Source organism: Pedobacter petrophilus, assembly GCF_009674725.1.
GTDB classification, from domain to species: domain Bacteria; phylum Bacteroidota; class Bacteroidia; order Sphingobacteriales; family Sphingobacteriaceae; genus Pedobacter; species Pedobacter petrophilus.
This window is the reverse complement of the sequence record NZ_WKKH01000003.1, coordinates 178,035-204,690: the sequence shown is the minus strand read 5'-3', so window position 1 is coordinate 204,690 and position 26,656 is coordinate 178,035. Positions and strand designations below refer to the sequence as shown.

Annotated in this window: 28 protein-coding genes; 8 read left to right on the top strand and 20 right to left on the bottom strand. The window is 37.2% G+C overall.

What is annotated here, in order from left to right; all coding sequences use genetic code 11:
• The first annotated feature begins 19 nt into the window (after positions 1 to 19).
• The gene (locus GJU39_RS24165; protein WP_342448168.1) at positions 20 to 1,222 is read left to right on the top strand and encodes a glycosyltransferase family 4 protein; all 1,203 of its coding nucleotides are present in this window, start codon (positions 20 to 22) and stop codon (positions 1,220 to 1,222) included.
• Positions 1,223 to 1,255: 33 nt separating this feature from the next.
• Here GJU39_RS24165 and GJU39_RS03170 read toward each other — a convergent pair whose 3' ends face one another.
• Both GJU39_RS03170 and GJU39_RS03165 read right to left on the bottom strand, forming a co-directional pair.
• On the bottom strand, positions 1,256 to 1,819 hold the full coding sequence (locus GJU39_RS03170; RefSeq protein ID WP_154279238.1) for a DUF4256 domain-containing protein: 564 nt from the start codon (positions 1,817 to 1,819) through the stop codon (positions 1,256 to 1,258).
• A 9-nt stretch (positions 1,820 to 1,828) separates the two neighbouring features.
• Positions 1,829 to 2,290, bottom strand: a complete 462-nt coding sequence (locus GJU39_RS03165) for an SRPBCC family protein (protein ID WP_154279237.1) — start codon at positions 2,288 to 2,290, stop codon at positions 1,829 to 1,831.
• Between the two features lie 223 nt (positions 2,291 to 2,513).
• Between GJU39_RS03165 and gcvT the strand changes: the two genes are divergently transcribed.
• Together gcvT and GJU39_RS03155 are read left to right on the top strand one after the other, a co-directional pair.
• A complete protein-coding gene (gene gcvT / locus GJU39_RS03160; protein ID WP_154279236.1) occupies positions 2,514 to 3,593 on the top strand; it encodes a glycine cleavage system aminomethyltransferase GcvT in 1,080 nt (359 codons plus the stop codon).
• Positions 3,594 to 3,674: 81 nt separating this feature from the next.
• Positions 3,675 to 4,388 (top strand): 2-phosphosulfolactate phosphatase, encoded by a 714-nt coding sequence (locus tag GJU39_RS03155; protein ID WP_342448167.1) that lies wholly within the window; start codon positions 3,675 to 3,677, stop codon positions 4,386 to 4,388.
• Positions 4,389 to 4,478: 90 nt separating this feature from the next.
• Here the strand turns inward: GJU39_RS03155 and GJU39_RS03150 are convergent, their stop codons facing one another.
• Positions 4,479 to 5,249: a patatin-like phospholipase family protein gene (locus GJU39_RS03150; RefSeq protein WP_154279235.1), complete on the bottom strand. Its 771-nt coding sequence runs from the start codon at positions 5,247 to 5,249 to the stop codon at positions 4,479 to 4,481.
• A gap of 83 nt (positions 5,250 to 5,332) precedes the next feature.
• On the bottom strand, positions 5,333 to 6,367 hold the full coding sequence (gldB, locus tag GJU39_RS03145) for a gliding motility lipoprotein GldB (RefSeq protein ID WP_154279234.1): 1,035 nt from the start codon (positions 6,365 to 6,367) through the stop codon (positions 5,333 to 5,335).
• A gap of 25 nt (positions 6,368 to 6,392) precedes the next feature.
• On the opposite strand from gldB, the gene GJU39_RS03140 reads away from it, so the two are divergent.
• Together GJU39_RS03140 and GJU39_RS03135 are read left to right on the top strand one after the other, a co-directional pair.
• Positions 6,393 to 7,073 (top strand): porin family protein, encoded by a 681-nt coding sequence (locus GJU39_RS03140; protein ID WP_154279233.1) that lies wholly within the window; start codon positions 6,393 to 6,395, stop codon positions 7,071 to 7,073.
• A gap of 18 nt (positions 7,074 to 7,091) precedes the next feature.
• Positions 7,092 to 8,732, top strand: coding sequence for an NAD+ synthase (locus GJU39_RS03135; protein ID WP_154279232.1), 1,641 nt, complete (start codon positions 7,092 to 7,094; stop codon positions 8,730 to 8,732).
• A gap of 95 nt (positions 8,733 to 8,827) precedes the next feature.
• Here GJU39_RS03135 and GJU39_RS03130 read toward each other — a convergent pair whose 3' ends face one another.
• The 5 genes from GJU39_RS03130 to rsmI all read right to left on the bottom strand — a co-directional run bounded on the left by GJU39_RS03130 (position 8,828) and on the right by rsmI (position 12,986).
• Positions 8,828 to 9,244, bottom strand: a complete 417-nt coding sequence (locus GJU39_RS03130) for an OsmC family protein (protein ID WP_154279231.1) — start codon at positions 9,242 to 9,244, stop codon at positions 8,828 to 8,830.
• 96 nt (positions 9,245 to 9,340) lie between these two features.
• On the bottom strand, positions 9,341 to 9,862 hold the full coding sequence (lspA, locus tag GJU39_RS03125) for a signal peptidase II (protein ID WP_154279230.1): 522 nt from the start codon (positions 9,860 to 9,862) through the stop codon (positions 9,341 to 9,343).
• Positions 9,849 to 11,486 carry an apolipoprotein N-acyltransferase gene (gene lnt / locus GJU39_RS03120; RefSeq protein WP_154279229.1) on the bottom strand — a complete coding sequence of 546 codons (1,638 nt, stop codon included), beginning with the start codon at positions 11,484 to 11,486 and terminating at the stop codon, positions 9,849 to 9,851. Before lnt ends, lspA begins: the two co-directional genes overlap by 14 nt.
• Positions 11,487 to 11,586: 100 nt before the next feature.
• Entirely contained in the window at positions 11,587 to 12,240 is a 654-nt protein-coding gene (locus GJU39_RS03115) for a PH domain-containing protein (protein ID WP_154279228.1), read from the bottom strand.
• A gap of 35 nt (positions 12,241 to 12,275) precedes the next feature.
• Complete coding sequence (rsmI, locus tag GJU39_RS03110; protein WP_209437582.1) at positions 12,276 to 12,986, bottom strand: 16S rRNA (cytidine(1402)-2'-O)-methyltransferase; 711 nt, start codon at positions 12,984 to 12,986, stop codon at positions 12,276 to 12,278.
• A gap of 87 nt (positions 12,987 to 13,073) precedes the next feature.
• Here rsmI and serS point away from each other — a divergent pair, with 87 nt between their 5' ends.
• A complete protein-coding gene (serS, locus tag GJU39_RS03105) occupies positions 13,074 to 14,345 on the top strand; it encodes a serine--tRNA ligase (RefSeq protein WP_154279226.1) in 1,272 nt (423 codons plus the stop codon).
• Between the two features lie 134 nt (positions 14,346 to 14,479).
• On the opposite strand, the gene GJU39_RS03100 is transcribed toward serS, so the two are convergent.
• The 5 genes from GJU39_RS03100 to fabV form a co-directional block, all read right to left on the bottom strand.
• Positions 14,480 to 14,794 carry a hypothetical protein gene (locus GJU39_RS03100; protein ID WP_154279225.1) on the bottom strand — a complete coding sequence of 105 codons (315 nt, stop codon included), beginning with the start codon at positions 14,792 to 14,794 and terminating at the stop codon, positions 14,480 to 14,482.
• A gap of 96 nt (positions 14,795 to 14,890) precedes the next feature.
• Positions 14,891 to 15,580 (bottom strand): SIMPL domain-containing protein, encoded by a 690-nt coding sequence (locus GJU39_RS03095; protein ID WP_154279224.1) that lies wholly within the window; start codon positions 15,578 to 15,580, stop codon positions 14,891 to 14,893.
• Positions 15,581 to 16,014: 434 nt separating this feature from the next.
• On the bottom strand, positions 16,015 to 16,467 hold the full coding sequence (locus GJU39_RS03090) for a cold-shock protein (protein ID WP_154279223.1): 453 nt from the start codon (positions 16,465 to 16,467) through the stop codon (positions 16,015 to 16,017).
• Between the two features lie 167 nt (positions 16,468 to 16,634).
• Positions 16,635 to 17,168: a GNAT family N-acetyltransferase gene (locus GJU39_RS03085; protein WP_154279222.1), complete on the bottom strand. Its 534-nt coding sequence runs from the start codon at positions 17,166 to 17,168 to the stop codon at positions 16,635 to 16,637.
• A gap of 140 nt (positions 17,169 to 17,308) precedes the next feature.
• Entirely contained in the window at positions 17,309 to 18,502 is a 1,194-nt protein-coding gene (fabV, locus tag GJU39_RS03080) for an enoyl-ACP reductase FabV (protein WP_154279221.1), read from the bottom strand.
• A 254-nt stretch (positions 18,503 to 18,756) separates the two neighbouring features.
• Between fabV and GJU39_RS03075 the strand changes: the two genes are divergently transcribed.
• Together GJU39_RS03075 and GJU39_RS03070 are read left to right on the top strand one after the other, a co-directional pair.
• Entirely contained in the window at positions 18,757 to 19,461 is a 705-nt protein-coding gene (locus GJU39_RS03075; RefSeq protein WP_154279220.1) for a DUF2490 domain-containing protein, read from the top strand.
• Positions 19,462 to 19,581: 120 nt separating this feature from the next.
• The gene (locus tag GJU39_RS03070) at positions 19,582 to 20,448 is read left to right on the top strand and encodes a hypothetical protein (protein ID WP_245227668.1); all 867 of its coding nucleotides are present in this window, start codon (positions 19,582 to 19,584) and stop codon (positions 20,446 to 20,448) included.
• An 18-nt stretch (positions 20,449 to 20,466) separates the two neighbouring features.
• On the opposite strand, the gene GJU39_RS03065 is transcribed toward GJU39_RS03070, so the two are convergent.
• The 6 genes from GJU39_RS03065 to GJU39_RS03040 all read right to left on the bottom strand — a co-directional run bounded on the left by GJU39_RS03065 (position 20,467) and on the right by GJU39_RS03040 (position 26,570).
• Positions 20,467 to 20,847 carry a helix-turn-helix domain-containing protein gene (locus GJU39_RS03065; RefSeq protein WP_154279219.1) on the bottom strand — a complete coding sequence of 127 codons (381 nt, stop codon included), beginning with the start codon at positions 20,845 to 20,847 and terminating at the stop codon, positions 20,467 to 20,469.
• Between the two features lie 573 nt (positions 20,848 to 21,420).
• Positions 21,421 to 21,870, bottom strand: coding sequence for a DUF1572 family protein (locus GJU39_RS03060; protein ID WP_154279218.1), 450 nt, complete (start codon positions 21,868 to 21,870; stop codon positions 21,421 to 21,423).
• 249 nt (positions 21,871 to 22,119) lie between these two features.
• Positions 22,120 to 22,650, bottom strand: a complete 531-nt coding sequence (locus GJU39_RS03055) for a DinB family protein (protein WP_154279217.1) — start codon at positions 22,648 to 22,650, stop codon at positions 22,120 to 22,122.
• 74 nt (positions 22,651 to 22,724) lie between these two features.
• On the bottom strand, positions 22,725 to 23,588 hold the full coding sequence (locus GJU39_RS03050; RefSeq protein ID WP_154279216.1) for an AraC family transcriptional regulator: 864 nt from the start codon (positions 23,586 to 23,588) through the stop codon (positions 22,725 to 22,727).
• Between the two features lie 413 nt (positions 23,589 to 24,001).
• Entirely contained in the window at positions 24,002 to 24,730 is a 729-nt protein-coding gene (locus GJU39_RS03045; protein ID WP_154279215.1) for a head GIN domain-containing protein, read from the bottom strand.
• 187 nt (positions 24,731 to 24,917) lie between these two features.
• Positions 24,918 to 26,570, bottom strand: a complete 1,653-nt coding sequence (locus tag GJU39_RS03040; RefSeq protein WP_154279214.1) for a M1 family metallopeptidase — start codon at positions 26,568 to 26,570, stop codon at positions 24,918 to 24,920.
• Between the last annotated feature and the right edge of the window lie 86 nt (positions 26,571 to 26,656).

Below are 26,656 nucleotides of genomic sequence, written 5' to 3'. Positions count from 1 at the left end.
TTAGTATTTTCACAGCATTGTGAAGATTCTATTAATAACTAAGCGGGTTCCCTTTCCGCCAAATAGTGGTTATCCCATTGTGGTTTATAATACCATGAAGGGTTTGCTTCAACTTGGTGCAGATATTACTTTATTTAGTTTAAATCCCTCCAAGGGAAAGATAGATATAGAGGAGATTTCTGATCCTGTGTTCGAAAAGATAAAATATCACAGTGTTGATTTAGACACCGATGTGAATGTCTGGTCTGCATTTTTCAATATCTTCACTAACCAGTCTTATAATATTTCGAGATTTTACAGTGATGAGGCTGCCAGTCAGTTGGAAAATATCCTTAGGGAAAATGTTTTTGATATCATCCAGTTTGAAGGACTTTTTGTAGTTCCTTATCTGGATGTTGTTAAGGCGAATAGCAATGCCAAGCTGATCTACCGGGCGCATAATATTGAGTTTACCATGTGGGAAAGGCTTTCTCATTCTGAAAGTTTTTTGCTTCGAAGGAAATATCTGGCGTTCCTGGCACAACGTTTAAAGGCCTATGAAACTGAACAGATCAATCGTTTTCATCAAATTTTTGCGATTAGTGAGCCCGACAGGCAAAGCATTCTCCGGTTTGGCTGTGAAGTACCGATGACGGTTTTTCCGGTAGCTATAGATTTAGAAAGATATCAGGTTGATAAAACAAAGACTAGTTTTCCTACCCTGTTTCATTTGGGCGCTATGGATTGGAGGCCAAATCGGGAAGGCTTAGAATGGTTTTTGGATGATATCTGGCCGGATATTGAAAAGCTGAATAAAGATCTTCGTTTTTACATTGCGGGCAAGAATATGCAGAAACATTTCTTTGAATATGATTCTGATAACCTGATTGTAGAGGGTGAAGTTTTCGATGCGGTAGATTTCATGAATTCTAAAGCGATTATGATCGTTCCGCTGATTTCAGGCACCGGTATGCGGGTAAAAATTATTGAGGGCATGGCCATGAAAAAATGTATCATCGCTACCACCACGGCGGCCGAAGGTATTAATTGCAAGCATGGTTATGATATCCTCATCGCAGATTCTGCTGATGAATTTTACCGTTCTATTCTACAATGTATTATCAACCCAAAACGTTGGATGGAGATTGGGGAGAATGCCCGTAAAACTGTCGAAACCGATCATGGCATTTATTTAATTTCTTCCAAAATGCTTAAAATTTACGAGCAATTGATTAGTGCTTAGAATCAAATTTACCTGTCAAAAAGAAATACTGATCTAGATATTTAGCAATCCGCGGAAAGCCCTGGCTGCATAATAAGATTGTGCACCATTATGATATACGAAAACAGTATCGTAGCGAAAATCAGCAAAAAGTGCACCGCCAAGCGCCTTGATGTTATCAGGTGTTTTGATCCAGCTGGATGTTTTCTCATCAAACTTACCCAGTTGTTGTAAATCCCGGTACTGTTCCTCCGTTAAGAGTTCGATTCCTATTTCCGCAGCCAGATCGATCACACTATTTACTGGTTTATTATCCTTTCTGGCATCCAGTGCCTCACGATCGTAACATAAACTTCTTCGGCCTTTCGGACTCTCTGCCGAGCAATCGATAAACTGATATTCGCCAGTTTCTTTGTTTAAGGAAACTACATCTGGCTCACCACCAGTTTCTTCCATTTCATTGAGCGACCATAATTTATGTTGATTCGCTCTTAATCTGGTTTCTACATCCGGCCATTTTAGCGCCTGATGTCGTTTCATGTTCTTATCAAAACGGCTTTTTAAAAGATTAATCAATTCTTCCGTTCTTTCAGCTGATAGTTCTCCGTTAATGCTCATAATTATAATTTAAGAAAGCATTTGTTTTAATTCAACTTCTAATTTGTCGAAGTTTTCTTCATTTTTATCTGTAACGAAGGGCCTTAGCTTATTGCATTCATTTTCAGTATCAAACAGCATTTTAAATACAATTTTAGTTTGATCTTTAGTAATGTTCTCAAATTTTACCACTACCTGGAATAGTGGTTTTGAATATCGCTTCCAGGCAATCAGTGTTGGTTCTTCGATTTTAATAAACTCACATTCATTGGGGTAATTCCCTTGATCAGGTCCATGCATCATAAATTTCCATTTACCGCCAACGCTAAAATCGAACTCATTAAAGGTATTGGTAAAACCTGCAGGTCCCCACCAGTTCCTTAAATGTTCAGGCCTGCTCCATGCGGAAAATGCGGTTTCAATTGGCGCATTAAAAATTCTGGAGGTTACAATTTCCGATTCAGGAGTTGTTGCGATAATTTTTGTTGTCATTTGGTTATCTTTCTATGGAACTAATTAAAAATCAGCTCCATTTATAAAGTAAAAATAACAAATTGATCTTAAACTATCCTGGTAATATTAAGATTTGAATTACTGTATCTAAACCTCACAGGTTTGAAACTTGCAAAGTTTGATCCGTCAAGCTAAATCCGGTAAAATTAGGCCATAAACATTGCTGTTTTCTTAGTACTTTTGCGGCAAATAAAGATTAGGTATGAACAATACGGCATTAACAGAAAAACACATCGCTTTAGGCGCTAAAATGGTTCCATTTGCAGGTTATAATATGCCTGTTACTTACGAAGGTATCAATGCAGAACATGCAACTGTTCGTAACGGAGTAGGTGTTTTTGATGTCAGCCACATGGGCGAGTTTATTCTGAAAGGTGAAAATGCGTTGGATTTAATTCAACGGGTTACCAGTAATGATGCGTCTAAGTTGTACAATGGCAAAGTTCAGTATTCTTGTCTGCCGAATAATGATGGTGGAATTGTAGATGATCTTTTGGTTTATCGCATTGATGAGCAGACCTATATGTTAGTGGTGAATGCATCTAATATTGAGAAAGACTGGAACTGGATTCAGCAGTTTAATACCAAAGATGTAGAAATGCACAATATTTCTGATAAAACATCTTTATTAGCCATCCAGGGTCCAAAAGCTGCAGATGCTTTGCAAACTTTAACCGATGTGGATTTAGCCTCTATGGAGTATTATACTTTTGTTAAAGGAATATTTGCTGGCGTAGATAACGTAGTAATCTCAGCAACTGGCTACACAGGTGCGGGTGGCTTTGAAATTTATTTTGAAAATGAACATGCTGATCAAATTTGGAATGCCATTTTTGAAGCTGGCAAAGCCCAGAACATTAAACCAATTGGTTTGGGTGCACGCGATACCTTACGTTTAGAGATGGGTTTCTGTTTATATGGAAATGATATTGATGATACCACTTCTCCAATTGAAGCGGGTTTAGGCTGGATTACGAAATTCTCTAAACCATTTACAAATTCTGAAGCTTTACAAGCTCAGAAGGAAGCGGGGATTCAAAAGAAATTAGTTGGGTTCGAAATGATTGATCGCGGTATTCCCCGTCATGATTACGAAATTGCAGATGCAGAAGGGAATATTATAGGTAAAGTAACTTCAGGAACACAGGCACCATCACTGCAAAAAGCAATTGGTATGGGTTATGTAACTAAAGATTTCTCGAAAGAAGGAACAGAAATTTTTATCAATATCCGCAATACGCCAATTAAAGCGAAAGTAGTTAAGTTTCCTTTTTATAAATAAGGTTTAGGGCTTAAGGTATGAGGCTAAGGGGTAAAATCCAAACCTTTTACCTTTAGCCTTACGCCTTTTATCTTTTTTATAGTGTCTAAAAAAATAGAAGTTTGTTTAACCCCTGCATTGATTGATTTATACGATATTGAAGAAAGTATCGTAGTGGTGATTGACATTTTAAGGGCAACAACATCGATTACTTACGGTATTGAAAATGGCGCCGAAGCAATTATTCCGGTAGCAAATGTTGAAGACTGTTTAAATTATGCAGACAAAGGTTATTTACTTGCCGCAGAACGAAACGGAGAGGTAGTGGCCGGTTATGATTTCGGAAATTCTCCGTTTTCTTATACCAAAGAGAAAGTTGGTGGTAAAACAGTTGTTTTAACGACTACTAACGGAACGAAAGCATTACATCTTGCTCAAAAAAGAGCACACCAGGTGGTTATCGGCTCATTTTTGAATCTTGATTCACTTTGCGCCTATTTAAAAAATCAGAATAAAAATGTGTTGTTGTTATGTGCTGGTTGGAAAGATCAGTTCAATTTAGAAGATACTTTGTTTGCAGGTGCCGTGGTTAATCAGCTTCGTCAGAAGTTCGAGCATTTTGATGATTCCAGTGTAGCTGCTGAAGATTTATACCTGCTTGCAAAAGATGACTTAAGAAAATATTTACATAAATCATCACATAGCCACCGCCTGGCACAATTAAATATAGAGGAAGACGTGGTTTTTTGTCTGCAATTAAATATTTGCGAAGCCATTCCGGTTTTAGTAGGTGAACGTTTAGTTAAGCTGGCGTAGCAGATCAAAGCTATTACATGCGTTAGATGAAAAATGCCCTTCAATTGCTTGTTAGTCAGTGTTATAGTGCTATATGAATGAAATTGAATATTATTTCGTAATTAGTTGAGAAATGGTCGGGCTGTTTTTAATGGTAATCAAAGCCTCTTCATGTGCCAGCCAGTAAATATCTTCAGCGCGTTTCATATCAAATGTGCTGATGGCACCTAAACCTTTTGGCTCAATGAGTACGTTGCAAAACTTCGCTTTCCTTTCCATATCATGGTTGATGGACATGATTCCTGCGCGGCCCATTAAATTAGTAATTCCAGTAATTTTATCTACCGGTTTAAGGTGATTACAGGAAGAACCAATAATAAAGTCACAATCTTCCATTAAGGGTTCTATCGGAAAGTTATTTAAAATTCCACCATCAACATACATTTGGCCATCTATCATAATGGGCTTAAAAATACCTGGAATACAGCTTGATGCTTGTATAGCTCTTATTAATGGTCCTTTAGTAAAATAAACCAACCGCCCTTCGCTAAAATTTACGGCAGCAATGGTAAGAGGAATTTTAAGTGTTTCAATGGTATTTTCGGGGAAATATTCCTTTAGAATTAAGGAGGTGTTTTCAATATTAATCAAGCCTAATGACCCAACAGCAGGACGAACAAATCGCCATAATTTCGTTTTTAAAAAAATATTTAATCCTTCTTCCGGATCAATTCCGGCGGCAAAGAAAGCACCGGCAATTGCGCCCGCACTTGTTCCGCTAATGTGGCTAAAAGTAATGCCTAAATTACTAAAGGCTTTTAAAACACCTAAATGTGCTATTCCCCGTATTCCTCCGCCTGATAAAACGATGCCAACTTTCATATATAGATTTCCGGTATTAATAATTGACAAGACGTGTTACAAATTGTCTGCCAGTACTACATGTAATCTTTATAAAGCTAACATTATTTTTGTTTTGGTTTATACTTCGATTGGCTCAGAATTTTTTGCGCATCATTTTCTGCCATGAGTTGTTGGAGCGTTATTTTTGGATTTTCATCCATGTATTTTCTCACAATCTGCCAGCCCGTCCATGTACCTAACTTTGGTGCCGAGTCCCTATTTTCACCCAAACCCGGGGTAAAAGGTCCTTCAGATAGAAATACCTGGATCTTTTGATAGTCAGTTTCATAAAGAAAATTATTTTCCAGGAAGTATGCCCAGATGTCAGCTTCAAAACGTTGGGCCCATTCGAGTTGTTCTTTACTGTAGCCAATTTTAGTAGAATCAGTGATGTTTTCTGGCAAAACCTGATCAAGGAAATAAAGAATTTTTCCCTGGAAAATCATTTTTGAAAGCAGCGTCCGGTTTTCATCGGGTTCCGGGAAAAGTTCTTCATGCGCATAGGTTTCTGCCACCCTTGGCACAATATATTCAGGGGTAAATCTTCGGGATAGATATAAAGGCACACTTTGAACAATCGCCTTATAAAATTTACTGTCTTTGCCTAAAAACATATCTAAACCGATCCCTAAATAATTATCGCCAACTGGCATTTGATAAGCAAAGCCTGATACAAACGAAACGAATTTTGGAATTTTTGCCTCTGGATAATAGTATTTGATGTATTTAAATGTTTCCGTTAACCCTTGTTCCTGGGCATTCAGATCAGGGAAAATGCTGTCTACCTCTTTAGTAAGGTCGGTATAAGCCTGATCTTTATATAATGTGTTCAAAACTTCATCATTATTATATTCCGGCGAACCGATCATTCTATGGATATAATCATCATAAAACACACCATACTTTTTTGCCAGCATCTGATCAACTTCGCCAACATTTTTCGCCTTGGCCACGTAAAGTGCTTTATCGAATCTATCGATTTGAATATCTAAATTTATATTGCTCACATCAGGCCGGTTATCGCGCTTGCAAGAAATAAATGCAAGGGCAAAGAGAAAAATTAGATAAATTTGTCTGTGTTTTACGTTATAAATCATGTTCAACAAATATAAACACATCAGTATGAAAAAAATATCGACTATTTTAATTTTATCATTTCTAAGTCTCAGTGCTTTTTCCCAAATTCCAACATTAACAAATTATGGTTTCAGGTTAGGTTTAACTGCCTCGCCAACTATTGGATGGGTAAAACCTGAACAAGGTAAAACCGACGGTGTAGCTTTGGGGTTCTCTTATGGATTAATAGGAGATTTTAACTTTGCACCTAATTATAGTTTTTCGACAGGTTTAACAATTACTACTATGAACGGGAAAAGTACGGAAGTAGACCCTACATATATTAAAAGTCTGGATCCAGGTGCCAATAAAAGCATCCCGGTTGCTTACGATTTAAAATATAAAGTTCAATATCTGGAACTGCCGTTAACCGTTAAACTTAAAACCGAAAAGGATAATGGCAGACGTTTCTATGGCCAGTTTGGTTTGTCGAACGCCATTTTATTAAGTGCTAAACAAGATGCGGTGAGCAGTACTGTGAAACTAAACGACGTAAAGATTGGTGATAACACTAAATTTTACCGTGCCGGGCTATTGATTGGAGGCGGCGGTGAATTTGATATTTCGGGGAATACCAGTATCGTAGCCGGATTAACATTCAATAATGGTTTTACGAATATCACTACGGAGAAAAACAGGGATGTGAGAAATCATTATATCGCGCTTAATTTCGGCGTATTCTTTTAAAAAAATTGTTCTGTAAATATGAAAATAGCATTAGCACAACTTAATTATCACATTGGAAATTTTGAAGCAAATACCAAAAAAATAATCGATCACATTGAACTGGCCAGAGATAAAGGTGCTGATTTAGTGGTATTCGCTGAGCTTGCCATTTGCGGTTACCCACCGAGGGATTTTCTGGAATTTGATGAGTTTATTTCTTTGTGTGAAGAAGCAGCCCAGGAGATTGCCCGACATTGCCGGGAGATTGCTTGTATCGTTGGTTTGCCCATCAAGAATGATATCCTTCAAGGTAAAGATTTGTATAATGCTGCGTATTTTATAGAAAACGGAAACGTGAAAGCGATTGCTAAAAAAGCTTTACTTCCGACTTATGATGTTTTTGATGAATACCGCTATTTTGAACCGGCAACTGAGTTCGGTTGCATCGAATTTAAGGGAAAGAAAATTGCTTTAACCATTTGTGAAGATCTCTGGAACATCAATGATAATCCATTATATGTCTCTAATCCGATGGATGAGTTGATTAAGGAGGAGCCAGATGTGATGATTAATATTGCAGCATCGCCATTTTCTTATACCCATGATGATGCACGGATTAAAGTGTTATCAGACAATGCTAAAAAATACCATTTACCGGTTTTCTATGTTAATCAGGTAGGTGCACAAACTGAAATTATCTTTGATGGTGGTTCTTTGGTTTTTGATGCCGATGGCGAGATGAAAGCGGAGATGAAATATTTTGAAGAAGATCTTCAGGTTTTTGATTTATCTGAAATTGAAAATGTTCGCAATAAATATCCCAAATCTGAGCGTTTAACCGATATTGAGCAAATTCATGATGCGTTGGTTTTGGGAATTAAGGATTATTTTAGAAAATCTGGATTTAGTAAAGCAGTTTTGGGCTTATCTGGCGGGATTGATTCTGCTGTGGTTTGTGCTTTAGCCTGTAGCGCTTTAGGAGCAGAAAATGTGATGGCGGTATTAATGCCTTCAAAATTTTCTTCTGATCACTCTGTACAGGATGCCATAGATTTGGTGAATAACTTTGGCTGTATGCAAGAAATTATTCCAATTAAAGAAGTAGCGCAGGCATTTGATGCGGTGCTGGCTCCTGCATTTAAGGGCTTGCCGTTCAATTTAACAGAAGAAAATATTCAAGCCAGAACACGGGGTACCATTGTGATGGCTATGAGTAACAAATTCGGCTATATTCTACTTAATACTTCCAATAAAAGCGAATGTGCCGTAGGTTATGGTACATTATATGGAGATATGTGTGGTGCCATTGGCGTAATTGGCGATGTTTACAAAACGCAGGTTTTTGAACTGGCAAAATACATTAATAAGGATCGCGAGTTAATCCCGGTTAATACCATTGTTAAACCTCCATCTGCAGAACTCAGACCAGATCAAAAAGATTCTGATTCGTTGCCGGATTACGAGGTTTTAGATAAAATTCTCTATCACCATATTGAAGAAAAGCAAGGTTCAAAATCTATCATCGCTAAAGGTTTTGATGAAGCTTTGGTGCAACGGGTATTAAAACTGGTAAATATTGCCGAGTTTAAACGCTATCAAACGCCACCAATTTTAAGGGTTTCTCCAAAAGCTTTTGGTATGGGAAGAAGAATGCCTATTGTAGGTAAATACCTGATTTAATTCGGGATGTTGCCGATGGATTAATGGTAATATAGGGGAAGGAAGTTAGAAGATCATGCATATTAAGGTTTACTTAATATGCATGATCTTTATGTTTAGGCTAATGTTGCGCTTACTGTAATGGACGTATTAAGCAATTTAGAAATCGGGCAGTTTTTTTCTGCATCAGCTACCAATTCATCGAATTTCTCCTGAGATAAACCGGGTACTGTTGCGGTTAAGGTTAAATGTGATTCTACAATTTCTCCTTTTGAAGGATCTAAATTGATCTCACATTTTGTTTCTAGCTTATCGGCTGTAAAACCCGCTTCTGTAAGATTTGCAGATAGTTTCATCGTAAAACAACCTGCGTGCGCTGCAGCAATTAATTCTTCTGGATTTGTACCAACACCTTCAGCAAATCTGGAATTAAATGAATATTGCGTATTGTTTAAAGTTGTACTTTGTGTGGTAATGTTGCCAGCACCTTCTTTGATAGAACCTTGCCAAACGGCTGTTGCATTTCTTTTCATGGTTTGAATTTTTGTTTAATTTACAATAAAGATAATTTAATGTTTTTTACAACGACTAAAATCCATATGATAATTAGATCATTTTATTGTTCAGTTTTATGCCGATTCTTCAATTTTATGTTCTGAGGAGCGTGCTTTATTATAGAACGACTGAATAAACAGCATTCCAATGCCAATCATGATAGAAATATCGGCAAAGTTAAATACACCGGTCTGAAAAATATACAAGTCCATATGCATAAAGTCGGTTACCGAACCATGCAGAATTCTATCATATAAATTGCCAACACCTCCACCAATTAAAAAGCACAGTGCAATTTGCATACTTAAGGCGAGGTCGGGTTTGCTGAAAAGATAATATAAGCCATAGCCTAGAAATAGTGCCGGTAGCGCATTTAAGATCAGCAGCCTGAAAATATAAGGCATTTGATCACCGAGGCTTAGAAAGGCACCGCTGTTTTCTACTTTAGTAAGTGTGAATCTATCTTTAATAATGCTGATGTGCTCATAATCGCTGATTTTACTGCGAACAATGTTTTTCGAGATCTGATCACAACCAAAGTTAAGTGTGAGCAAGAAAATCAATACAGACCAGCGAAGGTTTTTAATTTGTTGCATTCGGTTTGCGTTTATTGATCCACTTTTTGTAGGGTATAATCAAAGCCATTAAAATGGCTGATAAGCTCAACAGCTTTGCGATAATGTCGCCACTTTTCACATAAAATGTAATTTCATCATTGAGATTTATATCACCTTTAAGCGCTGTTCGGGTCCACCATTTGGTGCTTTGCGTTACATCTCCACGTTGATTAATGAAACAAGAAATACCTGTATTGGCCGATCTTGCAATATCCCTGCGGGTTTCTATTGCCCTCAGTTTGGCATACATCTGATGTTGATCCTTGCCAGATGTGTTGCCCCACCAGCCATCGTTGGTGATAATGGCAATAAATTGCGCACCCTCTTTAACCTGCTGGCCAACCCAATCTCCCCACAAACTTTCGTAACATACTACTGGCGCTACGCCAATTCCGCTTTGTGCATAAAGTACACTGGGCTTATCTTGCCAGCCCCAGCCACCAACAGTTCCGCCTAATTGCGCAAAAACACCATCCAGAAAGGAAAACACTTTAGGAAAAGGCATTTTTTCTACACCCGGTACCAATTTCGATTTATGGTAAAACTGAACATTCGGCGAGTTTTCTACCTGCATGGCAGAATTAAAATTATCATAGTAAAAGCCCTGTTGTTCATTATACTTGCTGGTGATGGTTTTTTTGTCTGCATACATCTTTACACTTTCTATCCCGGTAATTAAGGTGCCGTTTTTGTATTTGCTTAAGAAATTTTGAAGGGTAATGAAATCCGGACTATTGCGAATTTGTGCTTCATCAGCATAGTTTGGAATTGCTGTTTCGGGCCAAATAATATATTCTGTGTTGGGTTGCGCAATAGAATCTGATAAATGAGTCAGGATATTAATTTGCTGAGCTGGCGTAATCTCTGTTAACTTTAAATAAGGATTGATATTAGGTTGTACCACCACTACATTACTTGGCGTTCCTTTTTGAGTTGCAGTAAAATATTTTGTTAATGAAATTATAATCGGAATGATCACGACTAAAGCCCAGGTGCCTGCTGTTCTAAATTTTAAATATCCTGTTTGCGATTTGTATTTTTTATACGCTTCGAAAGCAAGAATGTTACTGACTAAGATCCAAAGTGAACCGCCGTAGATTCCGGTATAGTCATACCATTGCGCCAACTGGTGCATTCCTGCTAATCCATTTCCAAGCGTCATCCAGGGGAAAGCCAGGTCCCAGGTTTGTTGCAGGTATTCCAATGCAATGTAGAAAGAGAGGAGTCCGAGATAGGCCATCTTTTTGTTTACATATTTTCCCAGGCGATAATATAACCAAAAGGCAAAAGTCATTAATAAAGCACCTAAGCCAAATGGAATAAGGGAAACCGGGATGGCTACGATTGGGCCATTGTAAGCGCTAATGGCATTATATACCCAATAGATAGATGCCGAATTCCAGATTAGAAAAGTTAAACCAGCGGTTAGGAAAATCCGTTTGCCTTGCTTCTTAAGGTCGCTGTTAGAAATCTTCTCTAATGCTATAAATAGCGGAACCAGGGCAACAAGTAATAATGGGGTAGTGAAAGGGATGGGCGGCCAGGCCAGCCAAAGTAGAAACGCACTCGCTAAGGCGAGCAGGTAAGTTTGTTTATTGTTCATAGTATGGCCAGGTTCGGCATAATGTGATCCTGAGCTTGTTGAATGCCTTTATGTGGTAAATACGTTCGACAAGATCAAGATCACAGCGTGGAGACTTAGTTTATAAGCTATCTAAAATATTTGCTTTTTTAGCTTCGTACTCTTCCTGTGTAATCAGGTGTTTATCATACAAAGTTTTTAGTTTGCGCAATTTTAAAGTGGTTTCATCTTCTGGTTCTTCTATTACTTCGGCAATCTGAATAGGTTCTGGTTCCTTAATTTCAGGAGTTTCTACAGGCTCCATTTCGGCAAAAGATTGCGGTGCAACATAACTTGCTGCTGCGGCAGCTTTATTTTCTTCATCTTGCTTTTCTTTTAATAATGCTTTATGCGTTTCTAGTTGTTCATTTGCAGCCTGATAGAGTTTCCTGGCTTGTGTTTTTGGAATGAACTCAGTAACGATATTTTCCCCGGTTTGTGGAACGCAAATAAATTTAGAACCAAACAACTCCTCTTTAAATGAAACCTCTTTAATGTTCTTTAAGGAAATATCTTTAAAATTCATGGTTAAGCCTAAATTACCGGGCTCGCAATAAAAAATACGTTTATTGGTTACAGCAATACTATCCGGAAGTAAGTTTACTGCAGGTTTTTTCTGTACCGCCAGGTAAAGAATTTCTTCTCCAGTGGTTAAAAGGTCATTTAATTTACCAATTACCTTTTCTACTGCTTTTGGATCTTGTTCATCACTAAGAAATCTATCTATGCTAATCATAATGCTTTTAAAATTGATTGTTGTTAATTTAAATGTTAATCTTCATCACTGTATTTGTTTTTACTCTTTGTTGCCGGTTTTCCCGCTATGCAAATTACAAATTCTCCCTTTAAGGTATTGTTTTCAAAGTGTGATTTTATTTCCACCAATGTTCCGCGAACAGTTTCTTCGAACATCTTGGTTAACTCCCTGCTTACCGATGCTTGCCTGTCTTCGCCTAAATATTGTGCAAATTCTTCGAGCGTTTTTAATAAACGGTGCGGACTCTCATATAGGATGATGGTTCGTTCTTCTTCGGCCAGTTTTTTAAACTTTGTTTGGCGGCCTTTTTTTACCGGAAGAAAACCTTCAAAAGTAAAAGCATCGGCTGGTAAGCCAGAGTTCACCAGCGCAGGTACAAAAGCGGTTGCGCCAGGTAAACATTCTACGGCGATATCATTTTTAATTGCCTCTCTTACTAAGAAAAAACCGGGATCAGATATTGCAGGGGTTCCGGCATCAGATATTAAAGCAATTTTTTGCCCTTCATGTAAGAATTTAATAATCTCCGAAGTGGCCTTATGTTCATTGTGCTGGTGATGGGAAAAAACGCGTTTATCAATCCCGAAGTGCTTCAGCATGGGCGCACTGGTTCGGGTATCTTCCGCCAGAATCAAATCACATTCTTTTAAAATCCGAATGGCCCTAAAGGTCATGTCTTCTAAATTCCCGATCGGTGTGGGTACGAGGAAAAGTTTGCCGCTCATAGTCAAGTATCAAGTATCAAGTATCAAGATTGAAAACTACAAACTGAAAACTGAAAACTCTTTCTATCTTTGTGAAAAAATTAAATAATGCTGCAAGTTAACTATATCCGCGAAAATAGAGAGAAAGTTTTAGAACGTTTAAGTGTACGTAACTTTAAACAACCAGAGTTGGTAGATCAAATCATTAAAATTGATGAAGAGCGTCGTTCCACTCAAACTTCTTTAGATGCAATTTCGGCGGAGGCAAATGCAGCAGCCAAGCAAATTGGCGATTTGATGCGTACGGGCAGGAAAGAAGAAGCCGAGGCGATTAAGGCTCAAAGTGCCTCTCATAAAGAGAATATTAAAAACATGGGCGAGCAGTTAACTGAACTGGAAACCGCTCAGTTTAATTTACTGGTTCAGTTACCTAACTTACCGCATGATCAGGTTCCGGTTGGTGCCACACCAGAAGAAAACTTGACAGTTTATACGCATGGATCGCCTGCGGAGTTGATTCCTAATGCTTTACCACATTGGGAACTGGCTGCAAAATATGATATCATCGATTTCGAATTAGGTGTAAAGATAACCGGTGCAGGTTTTCCGGTTTATAAAGGAAAAGGTGCAAGGTTGCAAAGAGCTTTGATTAATTTCTTTCTGGATCAGGCGATTGAAGCCGGGTATAATGAGGTGCAAGTGCCGCATTTGGTGAATGCTGCATCCGGATTTGGAACAGGCCAGTTACCAGATAAAGAAGGACAGATGTACCACTCAACAGTAGATGATTTGTACCTGATTCCTACGGCTGAAGTTCCGGTTACCAATTTGTACCGCGATGTGATGCTTAAAGAAGAAGATTTGCCAATTAAAAATACGGCATATACCCCTTGTTTCCGTAGAGAAGCAGGTTCATATGGTGCGCACGTTCGTGGGTTAAATCGGTTACACCAATTTGATAAGGTAGAATTGGTACAAATCACACATCCTGATCAATCTTATCAAACACTTGAGGAGATGAGTGCTTATGTTCAATCTTTGTTGCAAAAGCTTGGGTTACATTACCGTGTGTTGTTATTATGTGGTGGCGACATGGGCTTTACTTCTGCCATGACTTATGATATGGAAGTTTGGAGTGGCGCACAGGGAAGATGGTTAGAGGTATCATCTGTATCTAATTTTGAAACGTATCAAGCCAATCGTTTAAAATTACGGTTTAAAGGTAAGGAAGGTAAGTCTCAATTTGCCCATTCCCTGAATGGAAGTGCTTTAGCTTTACCGCGGATTGTAGCTTCAATCTTAGAGAATTATCAAACAGAGAACGGAATTAAAATACCGGAAGCATTAGTGAAATATACTGGTTTTGATACCATTGATTAACCATTTGCGTTAGCAGGCCGAAGCGTTTAATGGCTTCGTATCCGCAATGCCGAAAAAAATATAGCGCATAAAAAAAGCTTTGCAGTGATGCAAAGCTTTTTGTTTTTATAGATAGATGTATTTTTTGATTTCGATTATAAAATCAAAATCAATAATAAGATGATGATGATAATTGCTCCAACTGAAAGATAAACACCACCAGAAACGGCACGTGCCTGACCTTTCAATTCTCTTAATTCGCTACGTAAAGCTTTGCGCTCTGTTCTAGTCAGATTAGATTTATCCATGTCTCTGATTTCTTCCACACGGGTTTTGATTTTCTCTAACTGAAGCGTCTGCTCAGTAGTTAATTCAGTAGGGTTTTTTGCCGGTTTATCAGCAGCTTGTACTGAATTGAAACTAATACCTAAAGAGAAAATAAGGGCTAAGGTGTAAATAAATTTTTTCATAATTTTAATTTTTTTAGTGTTCGATGTCTACCTAACAAAAAACCTACCAAAATGTTCTGGTAGGTTTAAAATGCTGTTATTAAAATTTAAAACCGGCTATTTAATTTCGAAAATCACATTGACAGTGAAGTTTAACTTAATTTTTTTGAAATCTATTTCTGGTGCAACATCTGCAGATTCTGACATTGCAGATTTCATCATAAGATTTCTATAAACAGGTTGTATAATATTGTCGCCACCATCCTGAATTTCTAATACGGAACTTAATTTTCCATTTAGCGCTTCTACCATGTAGTTTGCTTTTTCTTTTGCAGATAATAATGCCTTAATCTTTAAGTCTTTTTTTAAGCTTTCAATCTTTGAATAGTCATAGCTTTCGATATTGGTATTAGCAATACCTTTAGCATCCAAATCTTCCAGAATGGAATTGAATTTATTTAAATCACTTACTTTTAACCTATATTGCTTGCTCGCCAGGAAATCAGGATTTTTCTTTTTTGATGTCTGGTCGTTCCAGCTGCTTAAATTGCTGATGGTTAAATTCTCTTTTAAAATTCCTGCTTTCTGTACAGCTGCATAGAGTTGTTTTTCAAGTTCGGTAATCTCAACTTTTTTCTTGCCGTTTAAATACTCTTTAAGTGAAATGCCGATGTAGATAATGTCTGGAGTAACTTCCGTTTCTGCCGTACCACTAACACTAATTTTTCTACGTAAATCTGTTTGTTGAGCCATGGCTGTAGATAAGCCTAAAAATGCAACGAGTGCAACTGCAATTAACTTTTTCATATGCTGTTTTTCTTTGTGTGTGCTGTAATGATGTAAGTTCAAAGCAAATTCCACACCGCGATTAAGATATATTTTAAAAAACTGGGGCGATTATTACGCTTGCAGCATCAAACATCATTCGAAATGCTATGCTATTGAAATGCATTACTCTAGCTTACAAGCGTTTGGAAAGCCTTCAAAATACAAGGTTTAATAATAGAAGACTTTGAAAAAAATAGAGCAATATTATTTCCAAAAAGCAATTTGCAAAGAAATAAACTTCGTTTTAACAGATTATAAATCGAGATGCTTTACGAAAAGAAAAAATGCGCTAGGTTTTATGCTTAAATAGACGGAAATATAAATGTTTATAAAACCTGGCGCAGCAGAACTTTTCTGCAGATTTTTATGCTATTGCTGTTTTAGAGAACAGCAATTTAAGAGCTGAACAGCGATTAAACTTTTGATACTTTAACAGCCGTTGGACCTTTTTGACCCATTTCTACTTCGAAAGAAACTTTATCACCCTCTTTAATTTGAGTAACTAAGCCATTTGCGTGTACGAAAATACTGTCTTGAGTTTCGGTGTTTTTAATGAAACCGTAACCTTTACTCTCGTTAAAGAAAGTTACTGTTCCTTTTTTAACCGGGTTTTCATCAATAATGTCTTCTTGTCTTGTTATACCAATTTGTACATCCTCAATGTTGAATACTTTCTTCTTTTTAGGATCTGGTGGAGTAGACGAAATGTTACCATTCTCATCAACGTATGCAAACATTTCTTCAAGCGCTAAACCTTTTTTTGCATTAGATTGACGCTCTTCTTTTTTTTCTTGTTTGTCTTTTTGTTTTTTTAATCGTTTTTTTTCGTTCTCTTTTTTACTGTATGTTGCCTGAGATTTAGCCATATATATATAATTGTTTTTGTTTTTAGAAAGGTGAGTGGAATCGAGATTTATACAAATATAAGAATACTAAATCAGAAATACGATTTTATTCGGATAAGCTGTAAACAGATAACTATTTGCTATTCAATATTTGGTATTGGCAATTCATCCCCCACTTAGAAGACAAGTTACCAATTTTTCCAGGTATTTTTATCTATCTGGTAAACGAAGTTCCATTTTTCCGGTTCGCCGTAATAGGCAACTTCAATCTCTGCTATTTTTACTGCACCTAGTTTTTCTATTGCCCTTTGGGAGCGAAAATTTGTCGCACCAATGTGCAGAATTACTTGGTCTACAAACCGGAAGGCATAATCAACCATCAGTTTTTTCATTGTGCCATTAAAGCCCTTACCCCAAAATCGCCTGGCAATGAAAGTATAACCAATTGCAATTGAATTGGCTTCTTCATCCCATTCATAATATCTTGAACTCCCAACCACATCGCCTGTAGCCTGATCATAAACAATAAAAGCTCCTCCTGATGCTATCGCTCCCTGAAAAAAGGTTTGAAATACCTCCTGCTTATAACGGTCTGGATTTGGATGTTGTTCCCAAATTAAGGGATCAGAAGCTACGGCATAGAGGTTTTCAAAATCACTTTCCTTTAATGGAACAATTTTAATTAAATCGCTTTTAAACGAAGGTTGAAGGTCAAAACTCATCTAATGTGTTATTAAAAACGGCTGGTTTTAAGGCCAGCCGTTAATTTTGTTTATGCTATATTTTTTTTGTTGTTATTTCATCCGTTGTAACCACATTTCTCTGGTACAGGGTTGAAACAAAACAACAATAAAAAAGATGTTTAGTTTGCCAATCCTTCGATTTCAACTACTTCGTTCGTATCTTTTTGATAATCAACCTGATCAACTTCAAAGCCAAAAAGGCTTAAGAAATCTGCACGGTAACCTGGTAAGTCTCCAATAGCCGGTAAAGTTTCAGTTGTAGCCTCTTCCCAAAGTTTAGCTACTTTTGCCTGAACGTCTTCACGCATTTCCCAATCATCAATTCTGATTCTTCCTTTCTCATCAACAGGGATTTCGCCACCTGTATACAACCTATCCGCATACAAACGTTGAATTTGCTCAATCGTTCCTTCGTGAATGCCTTCTTCTTTCATAATTTTATACAGTAATGAAATGTAAAGCGGAATCACCGGAATTGCTGAACTGGCCTGGGTTACTAAAGCTTTATTTACAGAAACAAAAGCTCTTCCATTAATGTCTTTCAGCTTATCACCAATTTTGAACGCTGTAGCTTCCAGATCATCTTTAGCTCTTCCTATTGTTCCTTTACGGTAAACCGGTTCTGTTAAGGCAGGGCCTATGTAAGAATAAGCAACGGTTGTTGCGCCTTCAGCCAATAGGTTTTCTGCTTTTAAGGCATCAATCCACATGGTCCAGTCTTCGCCACCCATTACTGCAACGGTATTTTCGATATCTTCATCAGTTGCAGGCTCAATAGAAATATCGGTTACGTTTCCGGTATGGAAATCTACTGTTTTGTTGGTATACGTGCCGCCTATTGGTTTTAAAGTAGAACGATGCAAAACTTCAGTATCAGGATGTTTTCTTACCGGAGATGCCAGGCTATAGATCACTAAATCAACCTGACCTAAATCTGCTTTGATTAAATCTAGCGTAATTTGTTTAATTTCTTTTGAGAATGCATCACCATTAATACTCTTTGCATATAAGCCAGCTGCATGTGCTTCTTTTTCGAATGCTGCCGTATTGTACCAGCCTGGAGATGCTGTTTTGCCTGCAGAAGGTGCTTTTTCAAAGAACACACCAATAGTTGATGCGTCAGAACCAAAAGCGGCGGTAATGCGTGATGCCAGGCCAAAACCGGTAGATGCACCAATTACCAATACTTTTTTAGGGCCGTTAATTGCACCTTTAGATTTTACATATTCAATTTGATTCTTTACGTTTTGTGCGCATCCATCTGGATGTGCAGTTAAACAAATAAAGCCCCTCATTCTCGGTTCAATAATCATTTTGTTCTTATTTTACGTTTTGTAATGCTTAGCGTATGGACAAATTTCAGAAAATAATATAATTCTGAAGTCCAAATCTTCAACGAAGATAAATTTTTAATTGCGTAACGTTAAATGAAATTCAAATAAAGCAATATCATCAATCTTAATGCGGTTAAAAATTTGCTAAAATTAATTTAATGTAAACTACTTAGCTTTACACAATTTATCCAGTTTAATCGTTACGTAGGTAGAAACACACATTTGATAGCTTTATGAAAAACATTTTCTTAACTTTTCTTTTGCTTTCCTTTTTGCCGGGGAAGCTATATGCACAAACACAACACCAAAATTCTGGTTGGTTTATGTTTTTAAATAATACAAAATTTAACGCGAAGTGGGGATTGCAATTCGATTTGCAGGTGCGTTCTGCTGATGATTGGGGCCATGTAAGAAATACATTGGTTCGCCCGGCGCTTCAATATTTTATAAATAATAAAAGCAATGTTGCCCTGGGGTATTTGTGGCAAACTACACAAAATCAGCTGGTAGATGCGCCTGATACGTTTTTACATGAACACCGTATTTTTGAGCAATATATCTTCAATCATAAACTGAAATCGATTTTTGTCAGTCATCGGGTTAGGGTAGAACAGCGTTTTATCGGAAGAGCGAATGAAGATGTATTTGCCCAGCGGTTTCGCTATTTTTTTAGGTTGATTCAGCCTTTAAAGAAAATAGAATCATCTTTTACAAAGGGTACTTTCGTGGCTTTACAAAATGAAGTATTTTTGAATTTCCAAAACAAAGACCAGTTAAATAATAGCGTTTTTGATCAAAACAGACTTTATGTGGCTGCCGGATATCGCTTTTCTAAAAAAGTGGATATTGAGGCAGGTTATATGAATCAGGCGATAAAAAATGTTAGCAATCATACCAATAATAATATCGTACAACTGGCACTTTACACTCGTTTTTAATCAGGTTTTAATGTCTTAAAGTCATTTTTCAGTTAGTGGGTTGGTTGATCATCCGAAATTATTGTATTTCACAATGGTTTTCACTCAATTTGCGGCGTGAAGAAATACTTAATATTGGTTTTGTCCCTCTTATTTGCGAAGCGGATGCAGGCACAAGAGCATCAAAACTCAACAAATTCAAATACTCCTACTTCAAAAAGCATTTTTAATCCTGAACATAAAAGAAATTTTTCCCGTAAGGGCGATTTCTACTTTCATTGGGGATATAACCATTCCTGGTATGGAAAGAGCGACATCAGGTTTACCGGGCCTAATTATGATTTTAAGTTACACGATGTGGTGGCTCACGACAGGCAATCGAAATTAAGCTGGGATTATTTAAATCCAGGTTTAATTACCGTTCCGCAATACAATATTCGTGTAGGTTATTTTATAAAAGATAATTATAGCATTTCCATTGGCTGGGATCATATGAAATATGTGATGGATATTCCGCAAACGGTAGCCATTACAGGTACAATTGGCGCCAATATTACGCCAGAAAATGCGCCCACAGGTTCTTTAGCCGGAACTTATAACGGCGAAAGTATTAATGTGAAAGAAAGTATGTTAACGTTTGAACATACAGATGGCTTTAATTATGCCAATGTTGAATTGGAACGTTACGACGATATTTGGGTGGCACCAGGAGGAAATACATCCCTTACTTTAGAAACCGGATTAGGTGGAGGGCTGGTTGTTCCCCGTTCTGATGTTCGTTTATTTGGCCTTGGCAGAAACAACCATTGGAATGTTGCAGGCTATGGCGTATCTGCTAAAGTGGGCTTGAAATTTTATGTCTGGAAAAATGTTTATCTTCAAAATACAACGAAAGTTGGTACAACAAATTTGAAAACCATTCATACCACCGGCTGGGATGAATATGATAAAGCCAGTCAGAAAATTAATTACATTGAAAACCTGACGGTTGTTGGTGTTCAGTTTTAAAAATATATAAAATGAGGCTTAAGCCTCATTTTTTGTTTTAGGGGTAATTGGTTCTTCTTTCTTTTCCTGAATTACCGCTGCAATTTCTTTGATTTGTTTTAAAGGAATATCGGTAATGAGGTTTTGGATACTTTGTTGTGTTTCGTGTTTTCTAAGTTTCGTTATGGGTTGTGATGCCGGAAGGTTTTCATTTTGATCTGGCTGCCAGGTAAAAAGATCGCTGGGCTCGCAGATGAGTAGCTTGCATAGGCTTTCGATATGATCTAATCTGATGGAGCGGGTTTTGCCATGTAAAATATAATGCGCTGAATGTGCACTGAAGCCTGATTTAATAAGATAGGTGGAGGGCCTTTCAATACCCCTGGCATTAAAAATAAATTGTACGTTTAGAAATAACATATTGTTAACCGTTTAAGTGATAAAAAAGGATGTTCAATTATCAGGGATGATTTGACAATATGTATTGTGGGTTATAAAACCGCAATGCAGGATTGGATATGATAAATATATCTTAAAAGAAGTACAATAGCAAAAGGAAAAACTATAAATACTTTTTAAATTAGTACAAACACTCTTATTAAAATATAAACTGCAGTTTGAAGAATATTAAACTAACTGCCAATAAGTATAAATTAACTCGCTAAAAGGTAAAACAGGGTAGTTAAAAGTTCAAAGTATTTTTAAATAAATACAAATAAAGCAGCTAAAAAATAAAAGAGTGCTGATAAAAATAAGGGAGGGGTAAAGATTATTGAAGTGGGGGATATTGTTGTGAAGATTTTTGGTTTATCCGTCCTGCTGAACTTGATTCAGCATCTTCAAAATGGGCCCTGAAATAAATTCAGGGTGACGCTAAACTCAGGACGACCCCTTAAATTAGCGTTGTCAACTTTCATATTAATAGGCTATCAAAGTTGACAACGCTGCATCTGTAGTACAAATTGCTAATGCTCCGTGCTTCGAATCATAGCCTTATGCATGATCTAACAATCTTCGGTGGTAATTAATCTGACCTAAATGGTAAGCAAGATGCGTGGTCAGGTGAATGAGAAAAAACGCTGTTGAAGTTTTTTCTGCTAAAACCAATACTGGATATTCGGCTTCAATTTCTTCCTGCGTTATGCTGCTTAATGTTTCGTTAACCACAGTTATTGTCTCTTCAATTTGTTTAATAAGCTCTTTTTGCGGAATATTTTTTAAAGAAAATTCAAGTTCGCGGTTTCTGACATAATTGGTGCGGCCTAATGTTGCGCCGATATACGTATTGAGGTTTCCGATTAAGTGAAGGCAAAGGTTACCTGCAGCATTCGAAATGTTTGGCTCAACCAGCCAAATTTTAGATTCATCCTTATAGGTTTCAATTTCGGTTTTAAGTTTGTTAAGGTCTCGGCTGAAAAGTGATTTTAGTATTTCTGTGAGCATATCGTTAAGCTTTTAGGGTAAGTATAAATCTAATTTAGTGGCGTTGAACTCATCTTGATAATTTAATGCAAAAAATTGGTCGATTATCGTAAAACGAGCCTTTTGATTGGCACTTTTACTGATTTATTTGCCCACTATGCATCGATTTATCAAAACAAGAATTTTTTATGCCATATTCAGAAAACCTCATTCCTGGGATTTCATTTAATATAGTTGTCCAATGATTAAGCTTTTATTTTTTAAGTATGATTAGGTGCTATAGTACGTAAAAAGGTCAGTATTTGATAAACTCGAAAAGCCTGACTGACGTAATTGAGTTACCAGTTGCCCCCGATGGTATGTAGAATGATTAATCATATGTGGAAATGTTTTTCTAAATACCATTTTGCTCATTTCTCCATTTGGTTTCTTTACATTTATCTCATTTGCATAATTCTCTAAAGGATAATTTTCGATGAAAGATCTGAGCTCAGCAGAAATTGTCTTCCAAATGTCTATCAGATCTTCTCTGGTCCCCTTAAATTCTGACGAAAGGTATGCGGGATCCTGAACATCTGTCCAGAAGTCTATCCATATTTTTTTTGCGCTGACAATATGTACAGCGGTGTCCCTGATGCTTCCAAAACTGCTGATAGAAGCTTGGGTCCATTGTTCATCAGTGATTTGAGTAAGCCAGTCAATAGCACGATTGTCTGCCCAGTTGGTAAAATCGGCTAATTCTACAAAATAGCCTTTAAGGCCCTCATTACTGTTTTCTGTGCGTGTTAATAATGTTGTCATGTTCTTTTGAATTTAACTCAAAGTTAGGAGTTACGAAAGGCCACACGGGAGGGCTTAACGTTCAAAAAGTTTAGCTAAACGTTCAACTTATTAAGTTGATATTGCTTGGGGGTCGTTCCGTAAATCTGCTTAAATGATTGAATGAAACTAGACAAATTTTCATAACCAAGTTCCAGGTATATCTCGCTTGAATGGAGGTCACTTTTTCTAAGCATTTGGGCTGCTTTTTGCATTCGTTTCTCTAAAAACCATTTTTTTGGTGATGTACCATAAAGTTCAGCAAAGTTCCGTTTAAATGTCGACAGCGTCATGGAACATAGAAATGCCAACTCTTCCACAGTCATAACATTATAAATATTGGCTGTAATCACCTGGCGGATTAAAAAAACCTTATCAGAACTATAATTATAGTCATTAAACCCTCTAAGAAGTTCTGGATAGCAACCGGAAATATAAATAAGCAATTCTTCAAGTTTCACACTTTCCAGTTCTTTAGATAATGATTGACCAGAGGCCAATATTAGGCCTAAAGAGTCTACAAAGTTGGTAAGAAAGGCGTCTTTCTCAAACACAACGAAAGGCTCCTCTTTAGGTTTGCTCTTCAGTGGGTTGGTTTGCACAGGATGACGCATAAAAAAGTCTGTCAATAATTCATTGTCGAAAAAAAATAAAAGACTTCTGTATTGGCCGCCGGGGGTAGCGATTTTTTCACTCATTAAGCAATTGCCAGCAGAAAGAAGGAAAAATTGATTGGTGTTTATCGTTACCTTTGTTCCTGCATATTGTACACTCTTATTGCCCTCGAGTAAAAAACTAAATAAGTTTTGCGCTAATTTAATTTTAGAATTACTCGTGGCTACGTCCGAATTATACCGGATGATATTTACCTTACTTTTCGTGTTTTGCAATGAGAGGGTTTGTCTATCTTTAGGTGGCATAAACTTCTGGATCAAGTATCTTAATGGAGTTAAAGATCAATAATCAAATTTAACTTTTTAAGATTAGTGAGTCGATAAAGGGCGAATTTACACTTCACATATTAATTACCAAACCCTCTCAATTACTGAGAATTTAAATCGACACCATCACGAAGTTCTGGATTAGAGTGATATAAGCTCCCAAGATTAATTCACTGTATTTTGCTCATTATCATAAACCTATTCCATTAATCAAAAATGATTTTTGAGTTTTTGATAATGAATTTTAGATTATTCAATTTAATGAAGTGACACATTACGGATGCATTACTATGATCATGACCAACAAAAATACCCGCAATTTCCTGCAGGTGTCTTTATTTTCAAAAAAAAAGATTTTAATGTGTGTGAAGACACACCTTTATGGCTTTAAATTAGATTTTTCTCACTCTTCCTGAACCGATGATGGTTTTATCAACGGTTGCGTTACCAGAATAGTTAACGCTTCCGGAACCGCTAATTACAGCTTTAATAGATTGATCCGTTTTAATGTTAACCGTTCCTGATCCACTGATCGTAGTGGATAAGGTATTTGAAGAGAAACTTTTTCCTTCGAAAGAGCCGGAACTGCTGACTACAATTTTTGCTCTGTCTGTACTTCCGGTGATGTTTAATGATCCGGAACCACTAATTACACCACTATAATTATCTACATCGGCATTTGCTTTAATACTGCCTGAGCCGCTTAAAGTTGTAGTTAAATCACCGGTGCTGATCTTACCATTTACAGTCATATTTCCAGATCCACTCATGGTTAAACTGGCAAGCTCATGAGCAGAAACATAGGCTGTAATTTGTTTTCCTTCGTATTTTTTAGACCAGCTTGTGATACTATTTTTAGGACGTATAATAAGAATATTTCCTTTTACTTCTGTAACGATAGATGCAATGGCTTCTGCATCTCCTTCTAAACGACAACTTTCTTTATTTCCCAGGGTCACCACAACATTGATCGGGCCAGCGGCGGCAATGCCATTAAAGTTGCTTACGTCTCTGTCATCGTTATATTTTGATGATGTAATGTTTATCTGATCTTTTGCAATGGCATTAATGCTTGTTGTTAGCGTAAGCGTTGCAAATAAAACGGCGAATAATTTTTTCATAGTATGAATTTTTAGTTTGTTAATGCTTTGCCCGGGAATGATTTGAATGAGCTTTTGTTATAAGACGATTAAAATATTAAAAAGTTGCACAAGTAATCAGATTTCTTCATTCAACAAAAAAACCATTGCAATAGCGGTGCAATGGGTTTCTTTACTATTTTAGTTCTAAAAGATGATCATCCGGCAATTATTCTTTTTTGGTTTTGATATAAAATTGAGGGTCATTTTTAAAATTATCTGCTGTTACGCTCTGATCAATTTTTATTGTTTTCCACTCATTTTTAGGTTGGATTAAGGTGTAACCGCCAGCTTTTAAGGTTACCCTAACTGGCATGTCAAAGTTTTTTACATCTGTGATCCAACGGTAAGATAAAACGCCATTATTGATTTTGTAGGCCAAAACGGGGATGCTGGCATGGCGGAGATATTGATCAAAAACCTTATCAAGTTTTAAGCCGCTTTGTTTGGAGATATAGTTTTCAATTTCTGCCGTAGTAACTGTTTTATGGTAAAAAGTTTTGTTAAGTCCCCTAAGAATTTGCCTGAACTTTTCGTCATTATTGATTAACTGGCGGATGGTGTGGATCAGGTTTGCTCCTTTCGGATACATATCTCCGCTGCCTTCTTTATTTACGCCATACGGTCCGATAATCGGGATATCGTTCTCTATTCCTTGTCTGATTCCGATCACATATTCGCTTCCTGATTGCTTACTATCGGTACATTCTGTAAATAAGGTTTCAGAATAATTGGTAAATCCTTCGTGAATCCACATGTCTGCAATATCTTTCGAGGTAATGTTGTTGCCAAACCATTCATGCCCGCTTTCATGGATGGTGATAAAATCCCATTTCAGGCCGTGGCCGGTTCCACTTAGGTCTCTGCCCAGATAGCCTTTCATAAATTTATTGCCATAAGCTACTGCACTTTGATGCTCCATGCCCAAATGCGGCGCCTGAACCAGCTTATAGCCATCTTTGTACCATGGATAGGGGCCAAACCAGTATTCAAAACATTTTAACATGGGTTTAACATCAGCATTCCAATGTGGTCGTGCTTTTGCGCTATCTACCTGTAAGGCCCAATAATCGATACTTAAATTTCCATTCTCGCCGGCGTAGCTGTCTTGCCAATGTGCATATTTTCCAATATAAAAAGTTACATCATAGTTATTAATGGGGTTACTTACAAACCAGTTGTATTGTTTGTATCCATTTGGTTTGGTAACGGTATTTCTGAGTCTGCCGTTTGAAATTTCCTGCAAAGTTTCAGGTACGCTAATGCTGATTAACATACTGTCTACCTCATCGCTTTGATGGTCTTTATTGGGCCACCAAACACTGGCACCAAGCCCCTGGCAGGCTACAGAAACGAAAGGGTTCCCGGCAGAATCTTTCTTGAATATAAAACCTCCGTCCCATGGTGCATTCTTCGCTACCACCGGATTGCCAGCATAAAAAACAGTGAACTTATCTTTGCTTCCTTTTTTTATTGCTTTTGGAAAGGTCACGAAAACAGCATTGTATTCTCTTGTAAATGGCAGGTTTTGGCCCTGGTACACTACCTTTTCTATTTTTAGGTTATCAAATAAATCGAACTGAAGTTTAGTGAAATCTTGTATAGCGGTAAAGGCAAATTCATTACTGCCTGCAACTGATTGCTGATCTAAATCTATTTTAACATCTAAATGGTAATAATTAATGTCGTAGCAGGTACGTAAAGGGGTAAGGGTGCCTCTTAAACTATCGGCACTGGCATTTATTTGATTTTTTCCAAGCATTTGGGCATTTGCAGTGGAGATGCCAAGCGCGAGGGCAAAAAGAATAATTATTTTTTTCATTTTGTTGTGGTTAACCACCCCCTTCCCCCTCCTAAATTAGGAGGGGAGCTGGACAGTGTTTTAAATTTACTATTTCTTTATGAACG

Coding starts and splice junctions, on each gene's coding strand:
- GJU39_RS03170 (WP_154279238.1), bottom strand. CDS start 1,819: ATGAGCATTAACGGAGAACTATCAGCTGAAAGAACGGAAGAATTGATT.
- GJU39_RS03165 (WP_154279237.1), bottom strand. CDS start 2,290: ATGACAACAAAAATTATCGCAACAACTCCTGAATCGGAAATTGTAACC.
- gcvT (WP_154279236.1), top strand. CDS start 2,514: ATGAACAATACGGCATTAACAGAAAAACACATCGCTTTAGGCGCTAAA.
- GJU39_RS03150 (WP_154279235.1), bottom strand. CDS start 5,249: ATGAAAGTTGGCATCGTTTTATCAGGCGGAGGAATACGGGGAATAGCA.
- gldB (WP_154279234.1), bottom strand. CDS start 6,367: ATGATTTATAACGTAAAACACAGACAAATTTATCTAATTTTTCTCTTT.
- GJU39_RS03140 (WP_154279233.1), top strand. CDS start 6,393: ATGAAAAAAATATCGACTATTTTAATTTTATCATTTCTAAGTCTCAGT.
- GJU39_RS03135 (WP_154279232.1), top strand. CDS start 7,092: ATGAAAATAGCATTAGCACAACTTAATTATCACATTGGAAATTTTGAA.
- GJU39_RS03130 (WP_154279231.1), bottom strand. CDS start 9,244: ATGAAAAGAAATGCAACAGCCGTTTGGCAAGGTTCTATCAAAGAAGGT.
- lspA (WP_154279230.1), bottom strand. CDS start 9,862: ATGCAACAAATTAAAAACCTTCGCTGGTCTGTATTGATTTTCTTGCTC.
- lnt (WP_154279229.1), bottom strand. CDS start 11,486: ATGAACAATAAACAAACTTACCTGCTCGCCTTAGCGAGTGCGTTTCTA.
- GJU39_RS03115 (WP_154279228.1), bottom strand. CDS start 12,240: ATGATTAGCATAGATAGATTTCTTAGTGATGAACAAGATCCAAAAGCA.
- rsmI (WP_209437582.1), bottom strand. CDS start 12,986: ATGAGCGGCAAACTTTTCCTCGTACCCACACCGATCGGGAATTTAGAA.
- serS (WP_154279226.1), top strand. CDS start 13,074: ATGCTGCAAGTTAACTATATCCGCGAAAATAGAGAGAAAGTTTTAGAA.
- GJU39_RS03100 (WP_154279225.1), bottom strand. CDS start 14,794: ATGAAAAAATTTATTTACACCTTAGCCCTTATTTTCTCTTTAGGTATT.
- GJU39_RS03095 (WP_154279224.1), bottom strand. CDS start 15,580: ATGAAAAAGTTAATTGCAGTTGCACTCGTTGCATTTTTAGGCTTATCT.
- GJU39_RS03090 (WP_154279223.1), bottom strand. CDS start 16,467: ATGGCTAAATCTCAGGCAACATACAGTAAAAAAGAGAACGAAAAAAAA.
- GJU39_RS03085 (WP_154279222.1), bottom strand. CDS start 17,168: ATGAGTTTTGACCTTCAACCTTCGTTTAAAAGCGATTTAATTAAAATT.
- fabV (WP_154279221.1), bottom strand. CDS start 18,502: ATGATTATTGAACCGAGAATGAGGGGCTTTATTTGTTTAACTGCACAT.
- GJU39_RS03075 (WP_154279220.1), top strand. CDS start 18,757: ATGAAAAACATTTTCTTAACTTTTCTTTTGCTTTCCTTTTTGCCGGGG.
- GJU39_RS03065 (WP_154279219.1), bottom strand. CDS start 20,847: ATGTTATTTCTAAACGTACAATTTATTTTTAATGCCAGGGGTATTGAA.
- GJU39_RS03060 (WP_154279218.1), bottom strand. CDS start 21,870: ATGCTCACAGAAATACTAAAATCACTTTTCAGCCGAGACCTTAACAAA.
- GJU39_RS03055 (WP_154279217.1), bottom strand. CDS start 22,650: ATGACAACATTATTAACACGCACAGAAAACAGTAATGAGGGCCTTAAA.
- GJU39_RS03050 (WP_154279216.1), bottom strand. CDS start 23,588: ATGCCACCTAAAGATAGACAAACCCTCTCATTGCAAAACACGAAAAGT.
- GJU39_RS03045 (WP_154279215.1), bottom strand. CDS start 24,730: ATGAAAAAATTATTCGCCGTTTTATTTGCAACGCTTACGCTAACAACA.
- GJU39_RS03040 (WP_154279214.1), bottom strand. CDS start 26,570: ATGAAAAAAATAATTATTCTTTTTGCCCTCGCGCTTGGCATCTCCACT.